General features: G+C 41.3%; 22 protein-coding genes and 2 other annotated features. Of the genes, 7 read left to right on the forward strand and 15 right to left on the reverse strand.

What is annotated here, in order from left to right; genetic code table 11:
- Positions 1 to 11: 11 nt before the first annotated feature.
- The 8 genes from trpA to CH76_RS01110 form a co-directional block, all read right to left on the reverse strand.
- Positions 12 to 719, reverse strand: a complete 708-nt coding sequence (gene trpA / locus CH76_RS01080; protein ID WP_051910121.1) for a tryptophan synthase subunit alpha — start codon at positions 717 to 719, stop codon at positions 12 to 14.
- A complete protein-coding gene (gene trpB, locus CH76_RS01085) occupies positions 716 to 1,909 on the reverse strand; it encodes a tryptophan synthase subunit beta (RefSeq protein WP_036141654.1) in 1,194 nt (397 codons plus the stop codon). The genes trpA and trpB overlap by 4 nt, the downstream gene beginning before the upstream one ends.
- Entirely contained in the window at positions 1,902 to 2,468 is a 567-nt protein-coding gene (locus tag CH76_RS01090; RefSeq protein ID WP_036141657.1) for a phosphoribosylanthranilate isomerase, read from the reverse strand. Before CH76_RS01090 ends, trpB begins: the two co-directional genes overlap by 8 nt.
- A complete protein-coding gene (locus CH76_RS14220) occupies positions 2,458 to 2,622 on the reverse strand; it encodes a hypothetical protein (RefSeq protein ID WP_369792341.1) in 165 nt (54 codons plus the stop codon). The genes CH76_RS01090 and CH76_RS14220 overlap by 11 nt, the downstream gene beginning before the upstream one ends.
- Positions 2,610 to 3,221: an indole-3-glycerol-phosphate synthase gene (locus tag CH76_RS01095; RefSeq protein WP_369792342.1), complete on the reverse strand. Its 612-nt coding sequence runs from the start codon at positions 3,219 to 3,221 to the stop codon at positions 2,610 to 2,612. The genes CH76_RS14220 and CH76_RS01095 overlap by 13 nt, the downstream gene beginning before the upstream one ends.
- Positions 3,218 to 4,822 (reverse strand): anthranilate phosphoribosyltransferase, encoded by a 1,605-nt coding sequence (gene trpD, locus CH76_RS14225; RefSeq protein WP_036141661.1) that lies wholly within the window; start codon positions 4,820 to 4,822, stop codon positions 3,218 to 3,220. Before trpD ends, CH76_RS01095 begins: the two co-directional genes overlap by 4 nt.
- Positions 4,819 to 6,186: an anthranilate synthase component I gene (gene trpE / locus CH76_RS01105; protein ID WP_036141664.1), complete on the reverse strand. Its 1,368-nt coding sequence runs from the start codon at positions 6,184 to 6,186 to the stop codon at positions 4,819 to 4,821. Before trpE ends, trpD begins: the two co-directional genes overlap by 4 nt.
- Positions 6,187 to 6,222: 36 nt before the next feature.
- Positions 6,223 to 6,435, reverse strand: a binding site (T-box leader).
- A gap of 27 nt (positions 6,436 to 6,462) precedes the next feature.
- Positions 6,463 to 6,700 (reverse strand) — a binding site (T-box leader).
- Between the two features lie 85 nt (positions 6,701 to 6,785).
- Positions 6,786 to 7,757 (reverse strand): ring-cleaving dioxygenase, encoded by a 972-nt coding sequence (locus tag CH76_RS01110; protein WP_036141667.1) that lies wholly within the window; start codon positions 7,755 to 7,757, stop codon positions 6,786 to 6,788.
- Positions 7,758 to 7,909: 152 nt separating this feature from the next.
- Between CH76_RS01110 and CH76_RS01115 the strand changes: the two genes are divergently transcribed.
- Positions 7,910 to 9,163: an MFS transporter gene (locus CH76_RS01115; RefSeq protein WP_036141671.1), complete on the forward strand. Its 1,254-nt coding sequence runs from the start codon at positions 7,910 to 7,912 to the stop codon at positions 9,161 to 9,163.
- A 33-nt stretch (positions 9,164 to 9,196) separates the two neighbouring features.
- Here CH76_RS01115 and lexA read toward each other — a convergent pair whose 3' ends face one another.
- Entirely contained in the window at positions 9,197 to 9,814 is a 618-nt protein-coding gene (gene lexA, locus CH76_RS01120) for a transcriptional repressor LexA (protein ID WP_036141673.1), read from the reverse strand.
- A 149-nt stretch (positions 9,815 to 9,963) separates the two neighbouring features.
- Between lexA and CH76_RS01125 the strand changes: the two genes are divergently transcribed.
- The 5 genes from CH76_RS01125 (at position 9,964) to CH76_RS01145 (ending at position 13,801) form a co-directional block, all read left to right on the forward strand.
- A complete protein-coding gene (locus CH76_RS01125) occupies positions 9,964 to 10,254 on the forward strand; it encodes a hypothetical protein (RefSeq protein ID WP_036141675.1) in 291 nt (96 codons plus the stop codon).
- The gene (locus CH76_RS01130; RefSeq protein WP_036141677.1) at positions 10,254 to 10,907 is read left to right on the forward strand and encodes a recombinase family protein; all 654 of its coding nucleotides are present in this window, start codon (positions 10,254 to 10,256) and stop codon (positions 10,905 to 10,907) included. The genes CH76_RS01125 and CH76_RS01130 overlap by 1 nt, the downstream gene beginning before the upstream one ends.
- Positions 10,908 to 10,994: 87 nt before the next feature.
- Positions 10,995 to 11,228: a DUF896 domain-containing protein gene (locus tag CH76_RS01135; RefSeq protein WP_036141680.1), complete on the forward strand. Its 234-nt coding sequence runs from the start codon at positions 10,995 to 10,997 to the stop codon at positions 11,226 to 11,228.
- A 117-nt stretch (positions 11,229 to 11,345) separates the two neighbouring features.
- Positions 11,346 to 13,340, forward strand: a complete 1,995-nt coding sequence (tkt, locus tag CH76_RS01140) for a transketolase (RefSeq protein WP_036141682.1) — start codon at positions 11,346 to 11,348, stop codon at positions 13,338 to 13,340.
- Positions 13,341 to 13,465: 125 nt separating this feature from the next.
- Positions 13,466 to 13,801, forward strand: coding sequence for a helix-turn-helix domain-containing protein (locus CH76_RS01145; protein WP_036141684.1), 336 nt, complete (start codon positions 13,466 to 13,468; stop codon positions 13,799 to 13,801).
- On the opposite strand, the gene CH76_RS01150 is transcribed toward CH76_RS01145, so the two are convergent.
- From CH76_RS01150 to CH76_RS01175, 6 genes are all read right to left on the reverse strand, one after another.
- Complete coding sequence (locus tag CH76_RS01150; RefSeq protein ID WP_036141686.1) at positions 13,794 to 14,096, reverse strand: hypothetical protein; 303 nt, start codon at positions 14,094 to 14,096, stop codon at positions 13,794 to 13,796. The two genes, CH76_RS01145 and CH76_RS01150, sit on opposite strands and share 8 nt — an antisense overlap.
- A 105-nt stretch (positions 14,097 to 14,201) precedes the next feature.
- Complete coding sequence (locus CH76_RS01155; RefSeq protein WP_036141687.1) at positions 14,202 to 14,828, reverse strand: LuxR C-terminal-related transcriptional regulator; 627 nt, start codon at positions 14,826 to 14,828, stop codon at positions 14,202 to 14,204.
- A complete protein-coding gene (locus CH76_RS01160) occupies positions 14,825 to 15,835 on the reverse strand; it encodes a sensor histidine kinase (protein WP_036141689.1) in 1,011 nt (336 codons plus the stop codon). Before CH76_RS01160 ends, CH76_RS01155 begins: the two co-directional genes overlap by 4 nt.
- Entirely contained in the window at positions 15,832 to 16,497 is a 666-nt protein-coding gene (liaF, locus tag CH76_RS01165; protein WP_036141691.1) for a cell wall-active antibiotics response protein LiaF, read from the reverse strand. The genes CH76_RS01160 and liaF overlap by 4 nt, the downstream gene beginning before the upstream one ends.
- Positions 16,498 to 16,555: 58 nt before the next feature.
- Positions 16,556 to 17,182, reverse strand: a complete 627-nt coding sequence (locus CH76_RS01170) for a PspA/IM30 family protein (protein ID WP_036141693.1) — start codon at positions 17,180 to 17,182, stop codon at positions 16,556 to 16,558.
- 15 nt (positions 17,183 to 17,197) lie between these two features.
- Positions 17,198 to 17,542 (reverse strand): hypothetical protein, encoded by a 345-nt coding sequence (locus CH76_RS01175; RefSeq protein ID WP_036141695.1) that lies wholly within the window; start codon positions 17,540 to 17,542, stop codon positions 17,198 to 17,200.
- Positions 17,543 to 17,778: 236 nt separating this feature from the next.
- Here CH76_RS01175 and CH76_RS01180 point away from each other — a divergent pair, with 236 nt between their 5' ends.
- Positions 17,779 to 17,994: a YneF family protein gene (locus CH76_RS01180; protein WP_036141698.1), complete on the forward strand. Its 216-nt coding sequence runs from the start codon at positions 17,779 to 17,781 to the stop codon at positions 17,992 to 17,994.

The raw sequence follows: 17,994 nt of genomic DNA on the forward strand, positions 1-17,994 counted from the left end.
TGCTTAGTTTTTTATTTCAGTAAGGCAATAATGTCGTCATAGCGTTTTTCGTAAAGGGCTTGAACAATGGTGCTACCAATAATGACACCATCGCAAACCGCTAAAAAGTTAGCAATATGTTCTTTTGTGGAAATGCCAAAGCCTGCATAGACGGGCACGGGGCTTTGTGCGCTTACTTGTTGTAGTAATTTAAAAATGTCTTGTTCATAACTTGCACGTTCACCCGTCGTTCCTTTAACAGTTACAGCATAAATAAAACCTTCTGCATCTGCTAATGTTTCCTTAATACGTTCAGTAGTACTAGTTAAGGTAATGAAGCGGATAAAAGCAATGCCCAACGGACGCAGGGCTTGTACAAAAGGTGTTTCTTCTTCCATTGGCACGTCAGGGATAATAACACCTTTAATGCCAATAGTAGCGCATGCCTGTGCAAAACGCTCAATACCAAAACGAGTAATAGGATTGGCATAACACATAATAACAAGCGGTATAGCAATGCGATTTTTATGTTGTTCAAGTTCTGCTAATACACCTGCTAATGTCACACCACTTGCCAGTGCACGTAAGCCCGCCGCTTGAATGACAGGGCCATCCGCTACAGGGTCAGAGAAGGGGATGCCAATCTCTAACATTGTTGCACCGTTTTGTTGTAAAAATTCAATCGTTGGTAGGAGCGTCTCTAAACCGCCATCCCCTGCCATAATATAAGGAGCCTTCATTGTTGTTCACCTCGCAAAATTTGTTTTACCGTGTGCACGTCCTTATCCCCTCGACCTGATAAACAAACGACAATGATATGTTCTTTTGGCAAAGTTGGTGCTAACTTTGTGGCATAGGCAATGGCGTGTGAGCTTTCCAGTGCAGGGATAATCCCTTCTGTACGTGATAATAACTGAAAGGCTTGTAATGCCTCTTGATCTGTAATTTGTACATAATTCGCACGCTTACTATCATGCAGTAGGCTGTGCTCTGGCCCAACACCTGGGTAATCAAGCCCAGCGGAAATCGAGTGTGCTTCTGTCACTTGCCCATGCTCATCTTGCATTAAATACATTTTACTGCCATGTAACACGCCAACATCCCCTTGATAAATGGCTGCTGCATGTTGTGTCGTCATCACACCTTTACCTGCCGCTTCTACGCCAACAAGTGTAACATCATCATCTATAAATGGATAAAACATGCCCATCGCATTACTGCCACCGCCAATGCAAGCAATAATAGTATCAGGTAATTTATTTTCTTGTGCCATAATTTGTTCGCGTGTTTCCTTGCCAATAACAGCTTGGTAGTCCCGTACAATCATAGGGAAGGGATGCGGTCCTAATACAGAGCCCATCACATAATGTGTATCATCCACATGTGCTACCCAGTAGCGAAGTGCTTCATTTACTGCATCTTTCAGCGTTTTACTACCTTGTGTAACGCTTTCGACTTTAGCACCAAGCAATTCCATCCGAAAAACATTTAACTCCTGACGCTTTACATCCTCAGCGCCCATAAAAATAATGCATTCCATACCGAGTAAAGCGCAAACGGTTGCTGTAGCCACGCCGTGTTGACCCGCACCTGTTTCGGCAACGACTTTATGCTTGCCCATTTTTTTAGCGAGTAGTACTTGTCCAATCGTATTATTAATTTTATGTGCGCCTGTATGGTTTAAATCCTCACGCTTTAAATAAATTTTAGCGCCGCCGCAATGTTTCGTTAATTGTTCAGCAAAGTAGAGTGGATTATCACGCCCTACGTATTGGCGTAGGTAATAGCGGATTTGAGCTTGAAAAGCTTCATCTACTTTACTTGCTTCATAAGCTAGCTCTAGTTCTTTAACAGCTTGCATTAGGGTCTCAGGTACAAAGCGTCCGCCATAATCCCCGTAATAGCCGTGTTCATTTGGTTGGTTATACATTTGTTTGGCTCCTCACATACGAAATTAGTTCGTGTATTTTTTTTGCGTCTTTTTGGCCATTTGTTTCGACACCGCTTGATACATCAATACCACAAGGTTTACAAGCGAGTGCGCTATCAATTGTTGTTAGGGAAATCCCGCCTGCTAAAAAGCTATTGGACTGTAGGGCAACTTGTTGGTAATCATAAGGTGTACCAGTACCTGCCTGTATATTGTCAATTAACGTATAAACAGCAGGAAAAGGCGTAATAGGCTCAGCCTTTGTAAATGCTTTAATAATAGGTGCATGAATTTGCTGTGCGATAGCCGCTGTTTCATTGCCGTGAAGTTGTACATAAGCTAGCGGCACACTAGCGACCAATTCATTAATAGTAGCCACTGCTTCATTTACAAATACACCGACGAGGGGCAATGTCGTAACTGCGGCAATTTGCTGTGCAGTAGCACGGGTTACTTGGCGCTTACTTGGTGCAAATACCAGCCCAATAAAATCAGCACCTGCCTGTTCAACTACTTGTGCACTCCTACAATCTGTAATGCCACAAATTTTAATGAGCATAACGTGTCACCTGTAACTGTTGAATGCAAGTAGCGGGGTCAGTGCTTCGCATTAAAGTTTCGCCTACTAATAAACCATCAACACCTGCAGTGGCAAGGCGCTCGGCATCTGTGCGATTGCGTATACCACTTTCTGCAATAATCAACGTCCGCATTTATTAAAGTCTGTTAGTAAGCTAGCAGAAATAGTTAAGTCCATAGTGAAGTCATGCAGGTTGCGATGGTTGATGCCGATTATGCGCGCGCCAAGGGCAAGAGCACGGGCAAATTCTTCTGCATTATGAGTTTCGACTAACACATCAAGTTGTAGTGACCGAGCATATTGATACAGTTTGTGCAATGCATCATCTGTAAGCGCAGCTACAATAAGTAAAATCATATCTGCACCATAGGCGTAGGCATGGTCAATTTGTTTGGTGCTAATAATAAAATCTTTATTTAATACACTAATCGTGACAGCCGCCTTAACAGCCGCCATATCTGCCATACTACCTTTAAAGTAAAGTTCGTCCGTTAATACCGAAATGGCCATAGCACCTGCTTGTTCATAAAGTTTGGCTTGTTTGACTGGATCAACCGCCTCGTTAATTACACCCTTTGAAGGGGAAGCTCGCTTAATTTCGGCAATAATCGAGAGTGTTTGCTCTTGCTGCGGATAAAAGGGTACCAGTGGCGCTATACGCGGAGGGAAGGTAGCAGGTAAGGCAGCAACCTCCTTAGCTTTTTGCGCTAAAATTTTTTGTAAAATTGTCATTGAGCTAGCTCCTTTCGTTGTTTAGCAAATTGTTGAATGGCTTGTAACTTAGCGAGTGCTTGTCCGCTATCAATACTTTTGCGAGCAAGTGTAATACCTTGCTCGATTGTGTCAACATTACCGTAGGCTAGCATAGCTAGTGCGCTATTAAGTAGTACGGTATCGCGCCTTGGTCCACGTTCGCCTTGTAGCACACGCAGTAGGATTTCCGCATTTTCGATAGCTTCGCCGCCTTTAATCGCTTCGAGAGGTGCAACTTGTAGACCATAATCTTTAGGGTTTAATGTCATAGCCGTTTGTACACCATCTGCAAGTAAAATTAATTCATTCGTTCCCGCAAGAGAAGCCTCATCTACAGCACCAGCACCATGAATAACAATGGCACGTTTACGTCCTAGTCGTTGGAGTACATCAGCGAGCAGTGGTAGCATATCCTTGCGATATACCCCCATTATTTGTGCCTGTAGTGGAATGGGGTTTGTTAAAGGACCAATGATGTTAAAAATCGTAGGGATTTTTAAATCGCGACGGACCTTCATAATATGTTTGAGCTTAGGGTGGATATGAGGTGCAAACATAAAAGCGATGCCCTCAGTGGCTAAAAGTTGGCTTGTTTCTTGTGCTGTTAAGTCTAGTGGTATGCCGAGGTGCTCAAGCACATCCGCACTACCTGTTTGACTGGATACACTGCGATTACCATTTTTAGCAATCTTTACGCCTGCACCTGCAATCACAAAAGCGCTCGTAGTGCTGACGTTAAAACTTTGAGAGCCGTCGCCACCTGTACCACAGTTATCCATTACAATCCCAGTTGTTTCGATAGGGAGTGCTTGTGCAGTTAGTGCTTTCACGAGTGCTGTAATTTCTTCCGCTGTTTCGCCTTTCATTTTTAGCGCCATTAATAAGGCGGCAATTTCACTTTCGGAGGCCTCACCTTGTAGGATAGTATCCATTACAGCATGCATGGCCTCTGCTGTTAGGTTTTCACCTATACTTAAACGCAGTAATTGCTCGCGTAAAGTAGTAGTTTGACGATATGTGCGGAAAAACTGTGCGAGTAACTGTTTACCTTCAGGTGTACCAATAGATTCAGGATGAAACTGTACGCCATAAATGGGGTACTGTGTATGTGCGATGCCCATTACTGCACCGTCATCAAGCGCATGTGCATTTACTTTAAGTTTGTCATGTAGTGAGCTTTCTACTACGACGAGTGAGTGATAGCGCATTGCCAGCATGGCTTTATCAAAAGCACCAAAGGGACCCGTACCATCATGCTGAATTAAAGAAGCTTTGCCATGCATAATGGTCGGCGCTGTTGTAATAGTTGCGCCAAAGGCAGCCGCAATAATTTGGTGACCTAGACATACACCAAGCATAGGGTAGCGGTGGTACAATGCGCGTACGATTTCTAGCGATTGCGTTTTATCATACGGCGAACCGGGGCCTGGTGATAATACAATGGCCTCTGGCTCCATTGCTTCAATGGCTGCAATAGAAATCTCGTCATAGCGTACAACTCTTACTGTTTTGCCTAATTCACTCATTGCTTGATAGAGGTTATAGGTAAAAGAGTCATAGTGATCAAGTAATAAAATCATTGGATTACCTCCAGTAAAGCCTTCGCTTTGTGTAATGTTTCTTCATATTCCTTTTGAGCGTCAGAGTCATAGACAATACCAGCGCCTGCTTGTACGCTTGCTGTGCCACCCTCAATGACCATCGTACGAATGGCTAAGGCAAAGTCCATTGCGCCTGTCACTGAAAGATAACCAACGGCTCCTGCATACACTCCGCGTCGCTCGCTTTCGAGTTCATTAATAAGTTGCATCGCTCGTACTTTAGGTGCGCCTGATACAGTACCTGCAGGGAGGCATGCCATAAGTGCATCAAGTGCATGCAAGTGTGGTAATAGTTGACCGCGCACCTCTGATACAATATGCATAACGTGTTGGTATTTTTCGATTTGCGCGTAGCGTGAAACTTCAACTGTCCCAATATTCGCAATTTTTCCGACGTCATTACGGCTTAAATCAATTAACATTTTATGCTCAGCAAGTTCCTTGTCATCAGCGAGCAGTTCACGCGCTAAAGCCTCATCTTCACGCGCAGTTTTACCACGTGGTCGTGTTCCTGCGATAGGGTTAGTAATAACGGTGTCACCTGTTACTTTGACTAAGCTCTCGGGTGATGTACCAAGTACAGTGTAGTCACCAAAGGCTAAATAAAACATATAAGGTGATGGGTTAGCCGTTCGTAATTTACGATAGAGGCTAAAGGCATCGCCTGTAAAATCTGCAGTAAATTTTTGTGACAGCACTACTTGAAATACTTCGCCTGCTACAATAGCTTGCTTAGCTTCTGTCACTAACTGCTTAAACTGTGCAGGTGCCATAGCTGGTGTAAATGTTAACGGTTCAGTTATATGAGGAAGCGGCTGCGTTGTGAGCGCTTGTGTCATTAATAGGTCAATACTTGCTTGTAATTGTGTCTCGGTGCGTTCTTCTAGAGCTACTGCCACAAAGGTAATGGTTTCTTCTCTGTGGTCAAAGACGATAAAATTATCAAAAATGAGTAAATGTGTATCTGGTAACGCGTGTGTGGCAGGTAGCTTGTTGCCAATTGCCTCATAAGTAAAAATAGTTTCGTAACCAATATAACCAATAGCACCACCAAAAAAGGGGAAGGGATAGTCGCCTTCTAATTTAGGTAATAAATTTTTTATATAATCAATACTATGTTGCGCGTATTCTGTTACGCTACCATCCCGGTGCTGTACACGTGTAGTTGTATCTTCGCCAATTACTGTATAGAGCGGAGCAGCTGCTATAAAAGAGTAGCGACCACTTTCTTCGTGCTTTGCTGAACTTTCAAATAATACTTTTTGACCAGTCAAATTATTAAATAACGCAATAGGTGTTGTAGTATCACCACTGATGGTGTGTAGTTTATAGTCCATTGTCATCCTCCTCAAAATAAAAAACGCCCCTTCGCAAATATGCGAAAGGACGGAATAAGCCGCGGTACCACCTTTAGTTGAAGTGTTGCCACTTCCTCTTAGTGCGCATTAACGGGCGCGAGCCGTACCTTCCTACTTAGGTTCAAAAGGTCTCTCCAAAGTCCACTTCGGTATTGCTGTAACGTACTGGCTCTCACTATCCCAGCTCGCTGATGCGCACATTGCGATACGTACTCTCTTTGTCATCGATTTATATGTAAACACAAAAAAATCCCTCGTTTACAAAAGGACGGGGAATGCCGTGGTGCCACCTTAATTAGTCTAGAAAAAAGACTCACTCAAAACTGTCAATCAACAGTTTGCCTTGTGTAACGATAAGGTGTAATCGCTAGCGCCTACTATTAATTTCGGACTAGAAGCTCAGAAGCCCATTCGCACGTTTTCTCATTATCAGCTTACACCAACCGCTGACTCTCTTAAATGGAAAGTTCGTGTTACTCTTCTTCTTCAACGCTTAATTTGTAATTGACTTAATCATAAGGGCTCGTTATTTATTTGTCAACGGAATTTTCAGAAAAAGTATAAAAGCCGCAAAAATGCGGCTCTTACTCTTTTATAAATGTTTTTGTACTACGTACGGTGTCGATTGGGCGTACAATGCTTTCGATGTGTTCGCGTTGTGCCTCCAAAAATGGTGGTAACGAAAGTTTTTCACCAAGTGTTTCGTAAGGCTCATCTCCCATAAAGCCAGGACCATCTGTTGAGATTTCAAATAATAAATGACGTGTAGCGCGCACATATAATGCACCAAAGAAGAAGCGGTCAACAAGTCCTGATGTTGTATAGCCAAATGATTCAAGACGTTGTTGCCATTGTGCTAAATCATCTTTGCTGTCCACGCGAAAAGCTACGTGATGAATCGCGCCGTAGCCTTGACGACCTGCTGGTGATACAGGGTCATGGATTGCGATAACTTGTGCACCGTTACCACCTTCACCCATAGTGAATAAGTATGCTTCATTGTCTTGTGCAATAGGTGTCATGCCAAATACATTTTGTAAAATATTTGAGAAATAATCCATGTTTGCCACTGCAATAGTAATTGGACCAAGCCCTGTAATTGCGTAGTGCAGTGGGATAGGGCCAAGTTGCCATGGTGTACCAGATGCTACACCTTCGTTTTCTTCATCTGAAATTAATTGGTAATGTTGATTGTCAAAGTCATAAAAATTAATTACCTTTTTACCAAATTGTGTGCTAATACCTTCATGCACAACATTTAAACGTGTGAAGCGGTCTGCCCAGTAGTTAAGCGCCTCATCTGTTGGTACGCGGAAGGCTGCACGTTGTAATTCATTCGTGCCATGTGTGCCTTGTGGGTTATTTGGAAAATCGAAAAATGTCATATCTGTTCCTGCTGTGCCCTTATCATCTGCAAAAAATAAATGGTACGTGCGGATGTCATCTTGATTGACTGTTTTTTTGACAAGGCGGATGCCTAAAGTGTGTGTAAAGAACTCATAAATTTTTTCGGCGCTACTTGTCATTGCTGTAACGTGATGGATACCTTTTAGCATAAAAAATGCCTCCTTTAGTTATGTTAGATTGAGTATACTATATATTTATCTCGAATTCGAGATAAATGCTCACAAGCAAAAATAAATACGGCAGGGGGCTTATACGCTATACTCAAAAGGAGTTGTGAAATAACTATGAAGGAGTTGACAGTTTGAATCAATCAATTGAACATTATGTTCATGATACAGCCGCGCGTGAAAAATTATATAAACGCACACTTTGGGTTGTTATATTATCGCAAGTATTTGGCGGGGCTGGACTTGCAGCAGGTATTACAGTAGGTGCGCTGATTGCCCAGGATATGTTAGGTACGGATAGTTTTGCGGGTCTTCCTTCTGCTTTGTTTACTTTTGGATCTGCAGGGGCAGCATTATTAGTTGGGCAACTTTCACAGCGCTACAGCCGTCGTTTAGGCTTAGCAACAGGGTTTTGGTTAGGAAGCTTGGGGGCAATTGGCGTAATATTTGCTACCATTTTAGCAAATATCCCCTTATTATTTGTATCACTATTAGTATACGGTGGTGGTACAGCAACCAATTTACAAGCGCGCTATGCAGGTACAGATTTAGCTACAGCTAAGCAACGAGCAACCGCGATTAGTATGGCAATGGTTTCGACGACCTTTGGTGCTGTTGCAGGACCAAATCTTGTGCAGGTAATGGGTAATGTAGCTGATGGTATTGGCATACCAACGTTAGCAGGACCATTTATTTTAGCGGCAGTCGCTTATGGGTTAGCTGGTTTAGTACTAGCTGTGATGTTACGACCAGACCCTTATCTCGTCGCAAAAGCAATTATCGCAAATGAGCAAAAAGCCAATGAAGCCGCGCAGATTGTGGCAAAGGAAACAAATCGTGAAGGCGTAGTATTAGGCGCAACTATTATGATTGTATCTCAAGTTGTTATGGTCGCGATTATGACGATGACGCCTATTCACATGTCGCATCATGGGCATGACTTGCAACAAATTGGTTTAGTGATTGGGATTCATGTAGGCTCAATGTACTTGCCATCTTTAGTGACAGGTGTATTAGTTGATAAGATTGGACGCTATGCTATGGCAATTGCTGCTGTAGTAACCTTAATTGCAGCAGGCGTAATGGCAGCTGTTGCACCAGTGGAATCTATGTTTTGGCTAACACTAGCATTAGCTCTACTTGGTATTGGTTGGAATTTTGGGTTTATTAGTGGTACGGCTTTGCTGACGGATGCTATTCATCCATTAGAGCGGGCGAAAATCCAGGGGCGCATTGATGTCTTTGTTGCACTGTCAGGTGCGGCAGGGGGTATGTTATCAGGTTTAATTGTGTCGCAAACGAGTTATGCAACATTATCTTATGTAGGTGCATTAATTGCACTCGCAACTTTTGGTTTTATTTTATATCGAAAAAAAGGTTTCAAGTAAAAAATGAGCAGCGAATTTTTCGCTGCTCATTTTTTAGTTAACGCGGCGGTATAACCCAACCACACGACCTAATATGGAAACATTGTTTAAAATAATTGGTGCCATTGTTATATTTTCTGGCTGTAAGCGGAAGTGACCATCTTCTTTAAAGAAACGTTTTACTGTAGCTTCATTATCTTCTGTCATAGCCACTACAATTTCGCCATTATTAGCGGTAACTTGCTTTTGTACAATGACATAATCACCATTATGAATGCCAGCTTCAATCATAGAGTTGCCTACGATTTCTAGCATAAATAATGAGCGCTCGTCCCCGTATGTATTAGGAAGCGGGAAATATTCATCAATATTTTCAATCGCTGTGATAGGAGAACCGGCCGTAACCTTACCAATTAACGGTACATGAATGACCTCTTGCTTTGTAATCCCATCATCAAGCTCTAAAATTTCGATCGCGCGTGGTTTAGTAGGGTCGCGACGTATAAGCCCCTTTTTTTCAAGACGCTCTAAATGACCATGAACGGTTGAACTCGATGCTAGTCCAACAGCTTCACCAATTTCACGGACTGATGGCGGATAGCCTTTCGTGCGAACCTCGCTTTTAATGAAATCCATAATTAGCTGCTGACGTTTAGAAATTTTTACTGTCATTACAAATCACCTCTTTACTTTCTCCTATAATTTATGTTAAGTATAACAGCTTGATAGCTAACAATCAAACGTAAGTTCGTAAAAGACGTTGACAAAAACAAATGTTCGTACTATTATGAGAACAAATATTCGGTAAGGAGCGGTTAGTTATGAGTGAGAGACAAATTAAAAAAGAGATACTTTTACTTTTGATGTCAGTTATACTAGTTGTGATGTATGTAATATGGTCATTTAAGTCGATTAGTTATGGCGAAATTAAAATCGAACAAGGTGATAATCTTGTAACATTAGCAGAGCAATATAAAGGGACAATGAGTATGACAAAATGGGTTGATGTAGTTCGTACAGAAAATAATATTCATGATGATACAATAATTGCAGGAAAGACATTGTTAATTCCGATAGCTCAAAATAAAGGACAGTTAGCGAGTGATCAATAATGAAAAATGCAGCCGTAATTTATTGTCGTGTCAGCACAACAAAAGAAACTCAACAAAGTTCGTTAGCACGTCAGCAACAAGAGCTCGAAGTTTTCGCTAAGCAACAAGGGTATACAGTTGCGGCGAGTTTTCAAGATCAGCATAGTGGTTATGATGTTGAGCGTGATGGGTTGCTAGAGATGTTAGATTTTATGAAGGAGCATGAGGTAAGGTGCGTGTTTGTTCAAGACGAAACACGCTTAGCGCGTGGTAATGCGCGTATCGCCGTGCTTCATTTAATTCAAAAAATGGATGCGCAAGTTTTAACATTAAACGAAGCTGGTCCGCTTGCCTTAAATGATATGGATACAATGCTACTGGAGATTTTAGCGATTGTAGAAGAATATCAGCGTAAATTGCATAATGCCAAAATTAAACGAGGTATGCAACGTGCAGTTGCGCAAGGCTATCGCCCGCAAGATAATCTTAAAAACCGTGGCAATATTGAAGGCGCACCCCGCATTGATGTACCCATTGAAGAAATTGTTCGGTTGCGCGAGTTAGGGCTAACCTTTCAAGAAATTACAACTACATTAAATGGTTTGGGCTACGATGTTAGTAAAGCAACAGTCAATCGTCGTTACCTTGCGTATGAACAGGAGATGTCTACATAATGTAGGCATCTTTTTGTTTCAAAAGATATTACTTGCACTTCACGCATAATTTTCATACCTTTATAAAGAAGAAAGGTGTGATTGAATATGTTATCACAAGAAAAAATTGCCCGTATTAACGAGTTATCGAAAAAATCAAAAGAGGGTACACTAACAGAAGCTGAAGCAAAGGAACGCTCTGCGTTACGTAAAGAGTATTTGGAGACTTTCCGTAAATCAATGCGTAGCACAATTGAAAATGTGAAAGTTATGGATGAACAGGGAAATGATGTAACACCTGAAAAGGTGAAGCAGGCTCAAGCAAAGCGTAAAATGAATTAAGTATGTCACATTTGTAAAAAGTATGGCTTAAAACCGATAAAAGCATTGTTTTCTATAGGGATGTTGTCTACACTATTAAATGAAACTACTTAGCACGAGAAAGGATGTCACATACAAATGACGCAAACTCCGGATCAACTTGCAATTAATGCAATCCGTACATTGTCAATTGACGCAATCGAAAAAGCAAACTCAGGTCACCCAGGATTACCAATGGGGGCTGCTCCAATGGCTTATACGCTATGGACAAAACACCTACGCCACAATCCACAAAATCCAAATTGGTATAACCGCGATCGTTTTGTATTATCTGCAGGTCATGGTTCTATGCTTTTATACAGCTTATTACACCTTGGTGGCTATGACTTACCAATGTCAGAAATCAAAAATTTCCGCCAGTGGGATTCATTAACACCAGGTCACCCAGAATACGGTCATACGGTTGGTGTTGAAGCAACAACAGGCCCATTAGGTCAAGGTATTGCGATGACAGTTGGTATGGCAATGGCTGAGACGCATTTAGCAGCAAAATACAATAAACCAGGTCACAACATTGTTGATCATTATACGTATGCAATTTGTGGCGATGGCGACTTAATGGAAGGTGTAGCAGCTGAGGCAATCTCATTAGCTGGTCACTTACAATTAGAAAAACTAATCGTACTTTATGATAGTAATGATATTTCTTTAGATGGCGATCTTGGTATGGCATTCTCAGAAAACATCCAAAAACGCTTTGAGTCATACGGCTGGAATTACTTACGTGTTGATGATGGAAATGATGTATTAGATTTAGAATCTAAAATCGAAAAAGCCAAAGAATTAAATGGCAAACCAACATTAATCGAAGTGAAAACAGTTATTGGCTTCGGTTCACCAAATAAATCAGGTAAATCTGACTCTCATGGTGCACCACTTGGTACAAATGAAGTCGCTTTAACAAAAGCTGCTTATAAATGGGAGCATGAGCCATTTGCTATCCCACAAGAAGTGTATGACACATTTAAAGAAGCAGCAATGCGTCAAGGTACTGAGGAAGAAGTAGCTTGGAATGCAGGATTTAAAGCATACCAAGAAGAATACCCAGAGCTTGCGGCAGAGTTTGAAAACGCAATGGCTGGCGATCTTCCAGCAGACTTTGCTAAAGATGTACCTGTTTATGAAGCGGGTCAATCTGTAGCAACGCGTTCTTCTTCTGGTGAAGTAATTAATGCACTTGCTAAAAACTTACCAACATTCTTTGGTGGTAGTGCTGACCTTGCTAGCTCTAATAAAACAATGATGAAGGGCGAAGGCGACTTCGGTCCTGATAACTATGCAGGTCGTAATATTTGGTTTGGCGTACGTGAATTTGCTATGGGTGCTGCACTTAATGGTATGGCATTACATGGTGGTGTTAACGTTTACGGTAGTACATTCTTCGTATTCTCTGACTATGTACGTCCAGCCATTCGTCTATCAGCATTAATGGGTCTTCCTGTAACATATGTATTTACACATGACTCAATTGCTGTAGGTGAAGATGGTCCAACACATGAACCAATCGAGCACTTAGCTTCACTACGTGCAATGCCAAACTTAAACGTGATTCGTCCAGCAGATGCTAATGAATCAGCAGAAGCATGGAAGCAAGCAGTAGTAGCAGTAGATACACCGACTGTATTAGTATTATCTCGTCAAAACTTACCGGTACTAGCATCAACTGCTGACACGGCTGCTGAAGGTGTAGCACGCGGTGGTTATGTAGTAGCTAAAGCACAAAAAGAAACACCAGATGCAATTATTATTGCAGCAGGCTCTGAAGTTTCGCTTGCAGTAGAGGCACAAAAAGTACTTGCTACTGAAGGTATTGATGTATCTGTTGTTTCGATGCCATCAACACATAACTTTGACAAGCAAGACGCAGCGTATAAAGAAAGCGTATTACCAAAAGCTGTAACAAAACGTTTAGCTGTAGAAATGGGCGCAACATTAGGTTGGCACAAATATACAGGGCTTGACGGTGATGTATTAGGTATTGATACATTTGGCGCGTCAGCACCAGGCGAATTAGTTATGGAAAAATACGGTTTCACAGTTGAAAACGTAGTAGCGAAAGTAAAAGCGCTATAATAGTAAAAGGGTCATCCGATTTTTGGATGACCCTTTTTTATGTAGTTGCGCTTGCGCAACGAAATGTAGCAACATCCTACTAGCCATTTGCTTTATACTAACGTATAAGAGGAGGTAGGCTATCTATGAACGAACGATTACGTATATTGCGTGAGCAAGCAGGCTTGTCACAAGAGCAACTTGCAGGACAAATACATATCACGCGCCAGGCAATTTCGAAATGGGAGCTAGGACATGCAGAGCCAAGTATTGAGGTATTGATTGCCTTAGCACAACTCTATGATGTAACGATAGATTATATAGTGACTGGCAAACAAACGGAGGAGCCTGTGGCATTTATATTGCCTAAAACAACAACAGAGCTTGTTTTACATTTTGCACAAGAAAATAAAGGTATGATTATTGCAATTGTTGCTATTTTGTCAGGGCTTATTATTAGTATCATTGGGCTAGTCATATAATGGTATGTCGTTTAGTGCGTGTAAAGGTGAAGATATTAAGAAGTACTGTAATGCTGAGTAGCGTTATAGCAGAAACAGTCACAGCTTGTGCGGTGTCCATTAATGCAGAGAAATCTTCAATCGCCACAAGGTATTGCGTATAGCGAATTTGACAAATGAGTGCAATAGCACATGCGAGCATGCTAACAATGGCAAACTGTCCCCAGTTAGTTTTATTTTTACGTAATAAATAGATAATAGGTAAAAACCAAGCGACTAAACCTAGTAGTAAGCTTGCGATATTTAACCATCCCATACGACAAACAACCCCTTTCGTTTAGTATATAGGACGTTACAGTAAAGGGAAGGTTGCCGCTAAGTAAAATAAGCGAGACAAACTAGCACTAGTTTGTCTCGCTTATTATTTGAGTTTATGTTGAAATGCATATACTACAGCTTGTGTACGGTCCTGTACATCAAGCTTTGCTAAAATATTACTAACGTGCGTTTTTACCGTTTTAAGGGCAATAAAGAGTTCATCAGCAATATCTTGATTGGTTTTACCATCAGCTAGTAGTGACAGCACCTCTCGCTCACGCTCTGTAAGTTGCTCATGAAGCGGCTGTTCGATGCCGCGCATGCGCTTCATCATCTTAGTAGTCACCTCAGGCTCAAGTACAGACTCACCCGTTACGGTTTTACGAATAGCTTCGGCAATATGTTTTGCATTTGTTGTTTTAAGCAAATAGCTGACTGCGCCTGCTTCGAGTGCAGGATAAACCTTATCATCATCTAAAAAGCTCGTTAGCATCATAATTTTAGCCTCAGGCCATGCTTGTATAATTTGTTCAGCTGCTTCAGGCCCGGTCATAACGGGCATCACATTGTCCATAATAATTACGTCAGGACGAAGTGATAATGCAACCGCTACAGCCTCTTTGCCATTAATAGCTTCTGCAATAACTTCCATGTCGGGTTGTGCGTTTAAATACGCAGATATCCCAATGCGTACCATCTCATGGTCATCCGCATGTACAATACGAATCATATACGATCTCCTAACTGTGTTTTTACTTCAATCATTGTGCCCTCACCAGGCACGGAAACAATATTATAAATACAGCCAATTTCAACGGCGCGTTCAGCGATGTTTTGTAGCCCGTAGCTTGTTGTTTTATCACGTGCCAAATCAAAGCCAACGCCATTGTCTTGGATGCGTAAAATAGCTGTGTTATTACGTTCAATAAACGAGAGCTCAAGTTCAGTTGCTTTTGCATGGCGCAAGGTGTTAGATAGCGCCTCTTGTGCAATACGAAACAAGTGATCCTCTTCAGCGCGTGATAGGGCAATTTCTTCAATATGATAATCAATAGGGAAGTACACTTTTTGTTGTAACTCGACAATTAACTCCTCTAAGCCTTGGGCCAATGTTTTATTTTTAAGTGCCACTGGACGGAGATGTAAGAGTAATGCACGCATTTCAAGCTGTGCTTGCTGTACAATATGCTCTACTTGCAATAACGTTTTATCTGGTATGTCTTCCTGTTCAGTTAGTGCAGATAATAGCATAGAGGCTGCAAATAATTGTTGGGATACAGAGTCATGCAACTCACGTGCTAAGTGTTGACGCTCTGCAATAATACGTTCTTGTGTGACTTCATCAACTGTTGCTGTTCGTTGTTCTGATAGCTTTTGTAAACTTTTACGTTGTGTTTCAATTAACGTTTGTGTTTGACGAAGAGATTTACGTAACAAACGAGGAGACCGTTTTATTTGTTTTTCTTGAAGCTCATGCTTGTTGGCCTTTTTTAATAAGCGAGAAGCTTGCGAGTCGCGTAGTAAAATAGTAATTGTCATCCAAAGCGCAGTTAAAAAGGCAGCTGTAGTAATAATAATCATAATAAAAACAAGGATGGGTGCTCCCTCAAAATGTTGTTCCCATAGTGGTGACCAGTTACGTTCGTTAGGTTCACCTAGTACAATAAACAGCGCGATAGCTACAGCGGTCATAAATAAAAATTGCAAAGTAAACCAACGAGAGAAAAATGCCATCATGCGTATATCACCTCCACGTCTCCAACTAATGCAGATACATGGATGACCATTTCACGCAAATTTTGCTCTGCAGGAATCGTAGTATGCCATGTGCTATTTTTTAATCGCTTTGTGGCCATAGGTAACTTAGCCTCTCCGTAAAAGGTAGAAAATACAAAGCGAACAGGTACATCATGCGGCAAAATAATTTGTACATTGCCGAGGAGTTGTTGCACCGTAATCACGGACGTACCACGTGGTAAAACAGTTTGCGTTGTATCAATGACAACTTTTCCGCCTAGACGTAGCATATTAATGTCACGCCAAGCGTAGGTTTCACTGTCTGTTTCAGTTTGAAAGAACGGATTACTTGTAACGCGTGAAGTATCAGTAGTTTCGTTAAATATTGCTTTTTTATGTGTATCTTTTTTATAGTAAAAATAAATATAATACAGTGCAATAATAACAGCCGCAATACGTAGGGTCATCAGTGAAAACAATGTGATACCAAGTGCTACAAGCCCGATAGCAAGCAGGCTATTACGGTGGCGCTTAATGCCTTCGTATAAAAATAGCGCGGTAATCATCAATAAAATAATAGCACCATTATTAAGCGTAATGACCTCAATTAACACAGCAGCTCCAAAGAGTGCCAGTATTGATTTTAAGGTTGTAGTCGTCATAATTTCCTCCTTATATCACAAAGCGAGCTGCTCGAGGTGAGCAACTCTACTTTTGAAATTATAGCACTTTTTCAGATTGTTGTTGTAATTTTGCGAGACGATATTCGTACATCGACTCTTGTTGTCCTGCGGTAATATCAACAGCGAGGTTATCAATGTAACGCTCTGCAGACTCAAAGTTTTGTAGCGCGCTGTCTGCCTTACCTTGTAAAATATTGTTCATTGTATGATTGGCGCGTGTGACATTTTCTTTACCCATTAGCTGTAGCTGACGTACACGCATATCTTTAATTTTATGTTTCATTTCCTCATAGCGACGTTCCATATCTAAATACTGGCTTGCTGTTAAGGTAATGCTATCCTCTAACGTTGCCTTACGATTTTGGTAAATACTCACTTCTTGAGCAGCAAAGGCAATCAAGTCTTGCTCGTCACTTTGCTCAGCTAGTTTTAACTGTGCCTCACGTTTAGTTAGCATTGTAGTAGCTGTTGCAAGCTCCTGCTCAAGCTTTGATTTTAATTGTGCTTGGCGAGCGAGTAATTTACCGGTTGCGGTTACTTGCTTTTCGGCGTCGTGTAAATATTTTGTTAGCATAACTGCTGGGTTTTTACTTTCCTTTTTATCTAATGCAAAGTTAACCTCTGCTTCTACTGTAGTGAAAAATCGTTTAAAAATGTTTGTCATTGTGTTTCGCTCCTTTTATTTTGTTAAGTTAGCCCATTCGCGTTCAAAACTTGCGAAAGGGTCCACTGGTGTAATTTCTGGTGCTTGATTTTGTGATTTAAGTGATGTATATACGTAGTACACGCCATATAATGCGATTAAACCAAGTAAAGCCGGTAAATTTGACACAGCTGTAATGGCGCTAATGCCACCTACAAAAATATAGAACATTTTAAGTAGTGAAGATGTGGTGCGGTTAAATAAGTAAATGCTGCCTCCTGCAATAGCAAGTGATAATGCGAGTACAGCTAATGGTCCGATTGATGCGAATGCAACTAAGATGGCGATGAAGCCTAAGCTTAAAAGTAAAAGTTTTTTCATGATGGTTGCTCCCTTCGATTTGTTACTCTTATCTTATCAAGCGTATAAAAAGTGCGTAACGGGCGCAGAGTTGATTTTGCTCTAGGTCTTGAGGCTGAGATGCTATAAGACGTTTGCAAAGAAGACAAAGTTTAGGTTAATTTATGGTTAGGATATAGTAACAGTGCCTAATTTATTGTATAATGCAGTGTGGAGATAAAATCTCGGAAGAAAGTAGCAGAGGAGGTTTGGCAATAATGGCTTTATGGCTTGCTATTTTACTTATCGTTGTAGCATTAATCGCAGGGGCAGCGCTTGGTTTCTATTTCGCCCGTCAATACATGATGAAATATTTAAAAGAGAACCCACCTATTAATGAACAAATGATTCGTGTTATGATGGCGCAAATGGGACGTAAACCGTCTGAAAAACAAGTGCGTCAAATGATGTCACAGATGAATAAATTCCAATAA

The organism is Lysinibacillus sp. BF-4 (assembly GCF_000743635.1).
Taxonomy (GTDB): domain Bacteria; phylum Bacillota; class Bacilli; order Bacillales_A; family Planococcaceae; genus Metalysinibacillus; species Metalysinibacillus saudimassiliensis.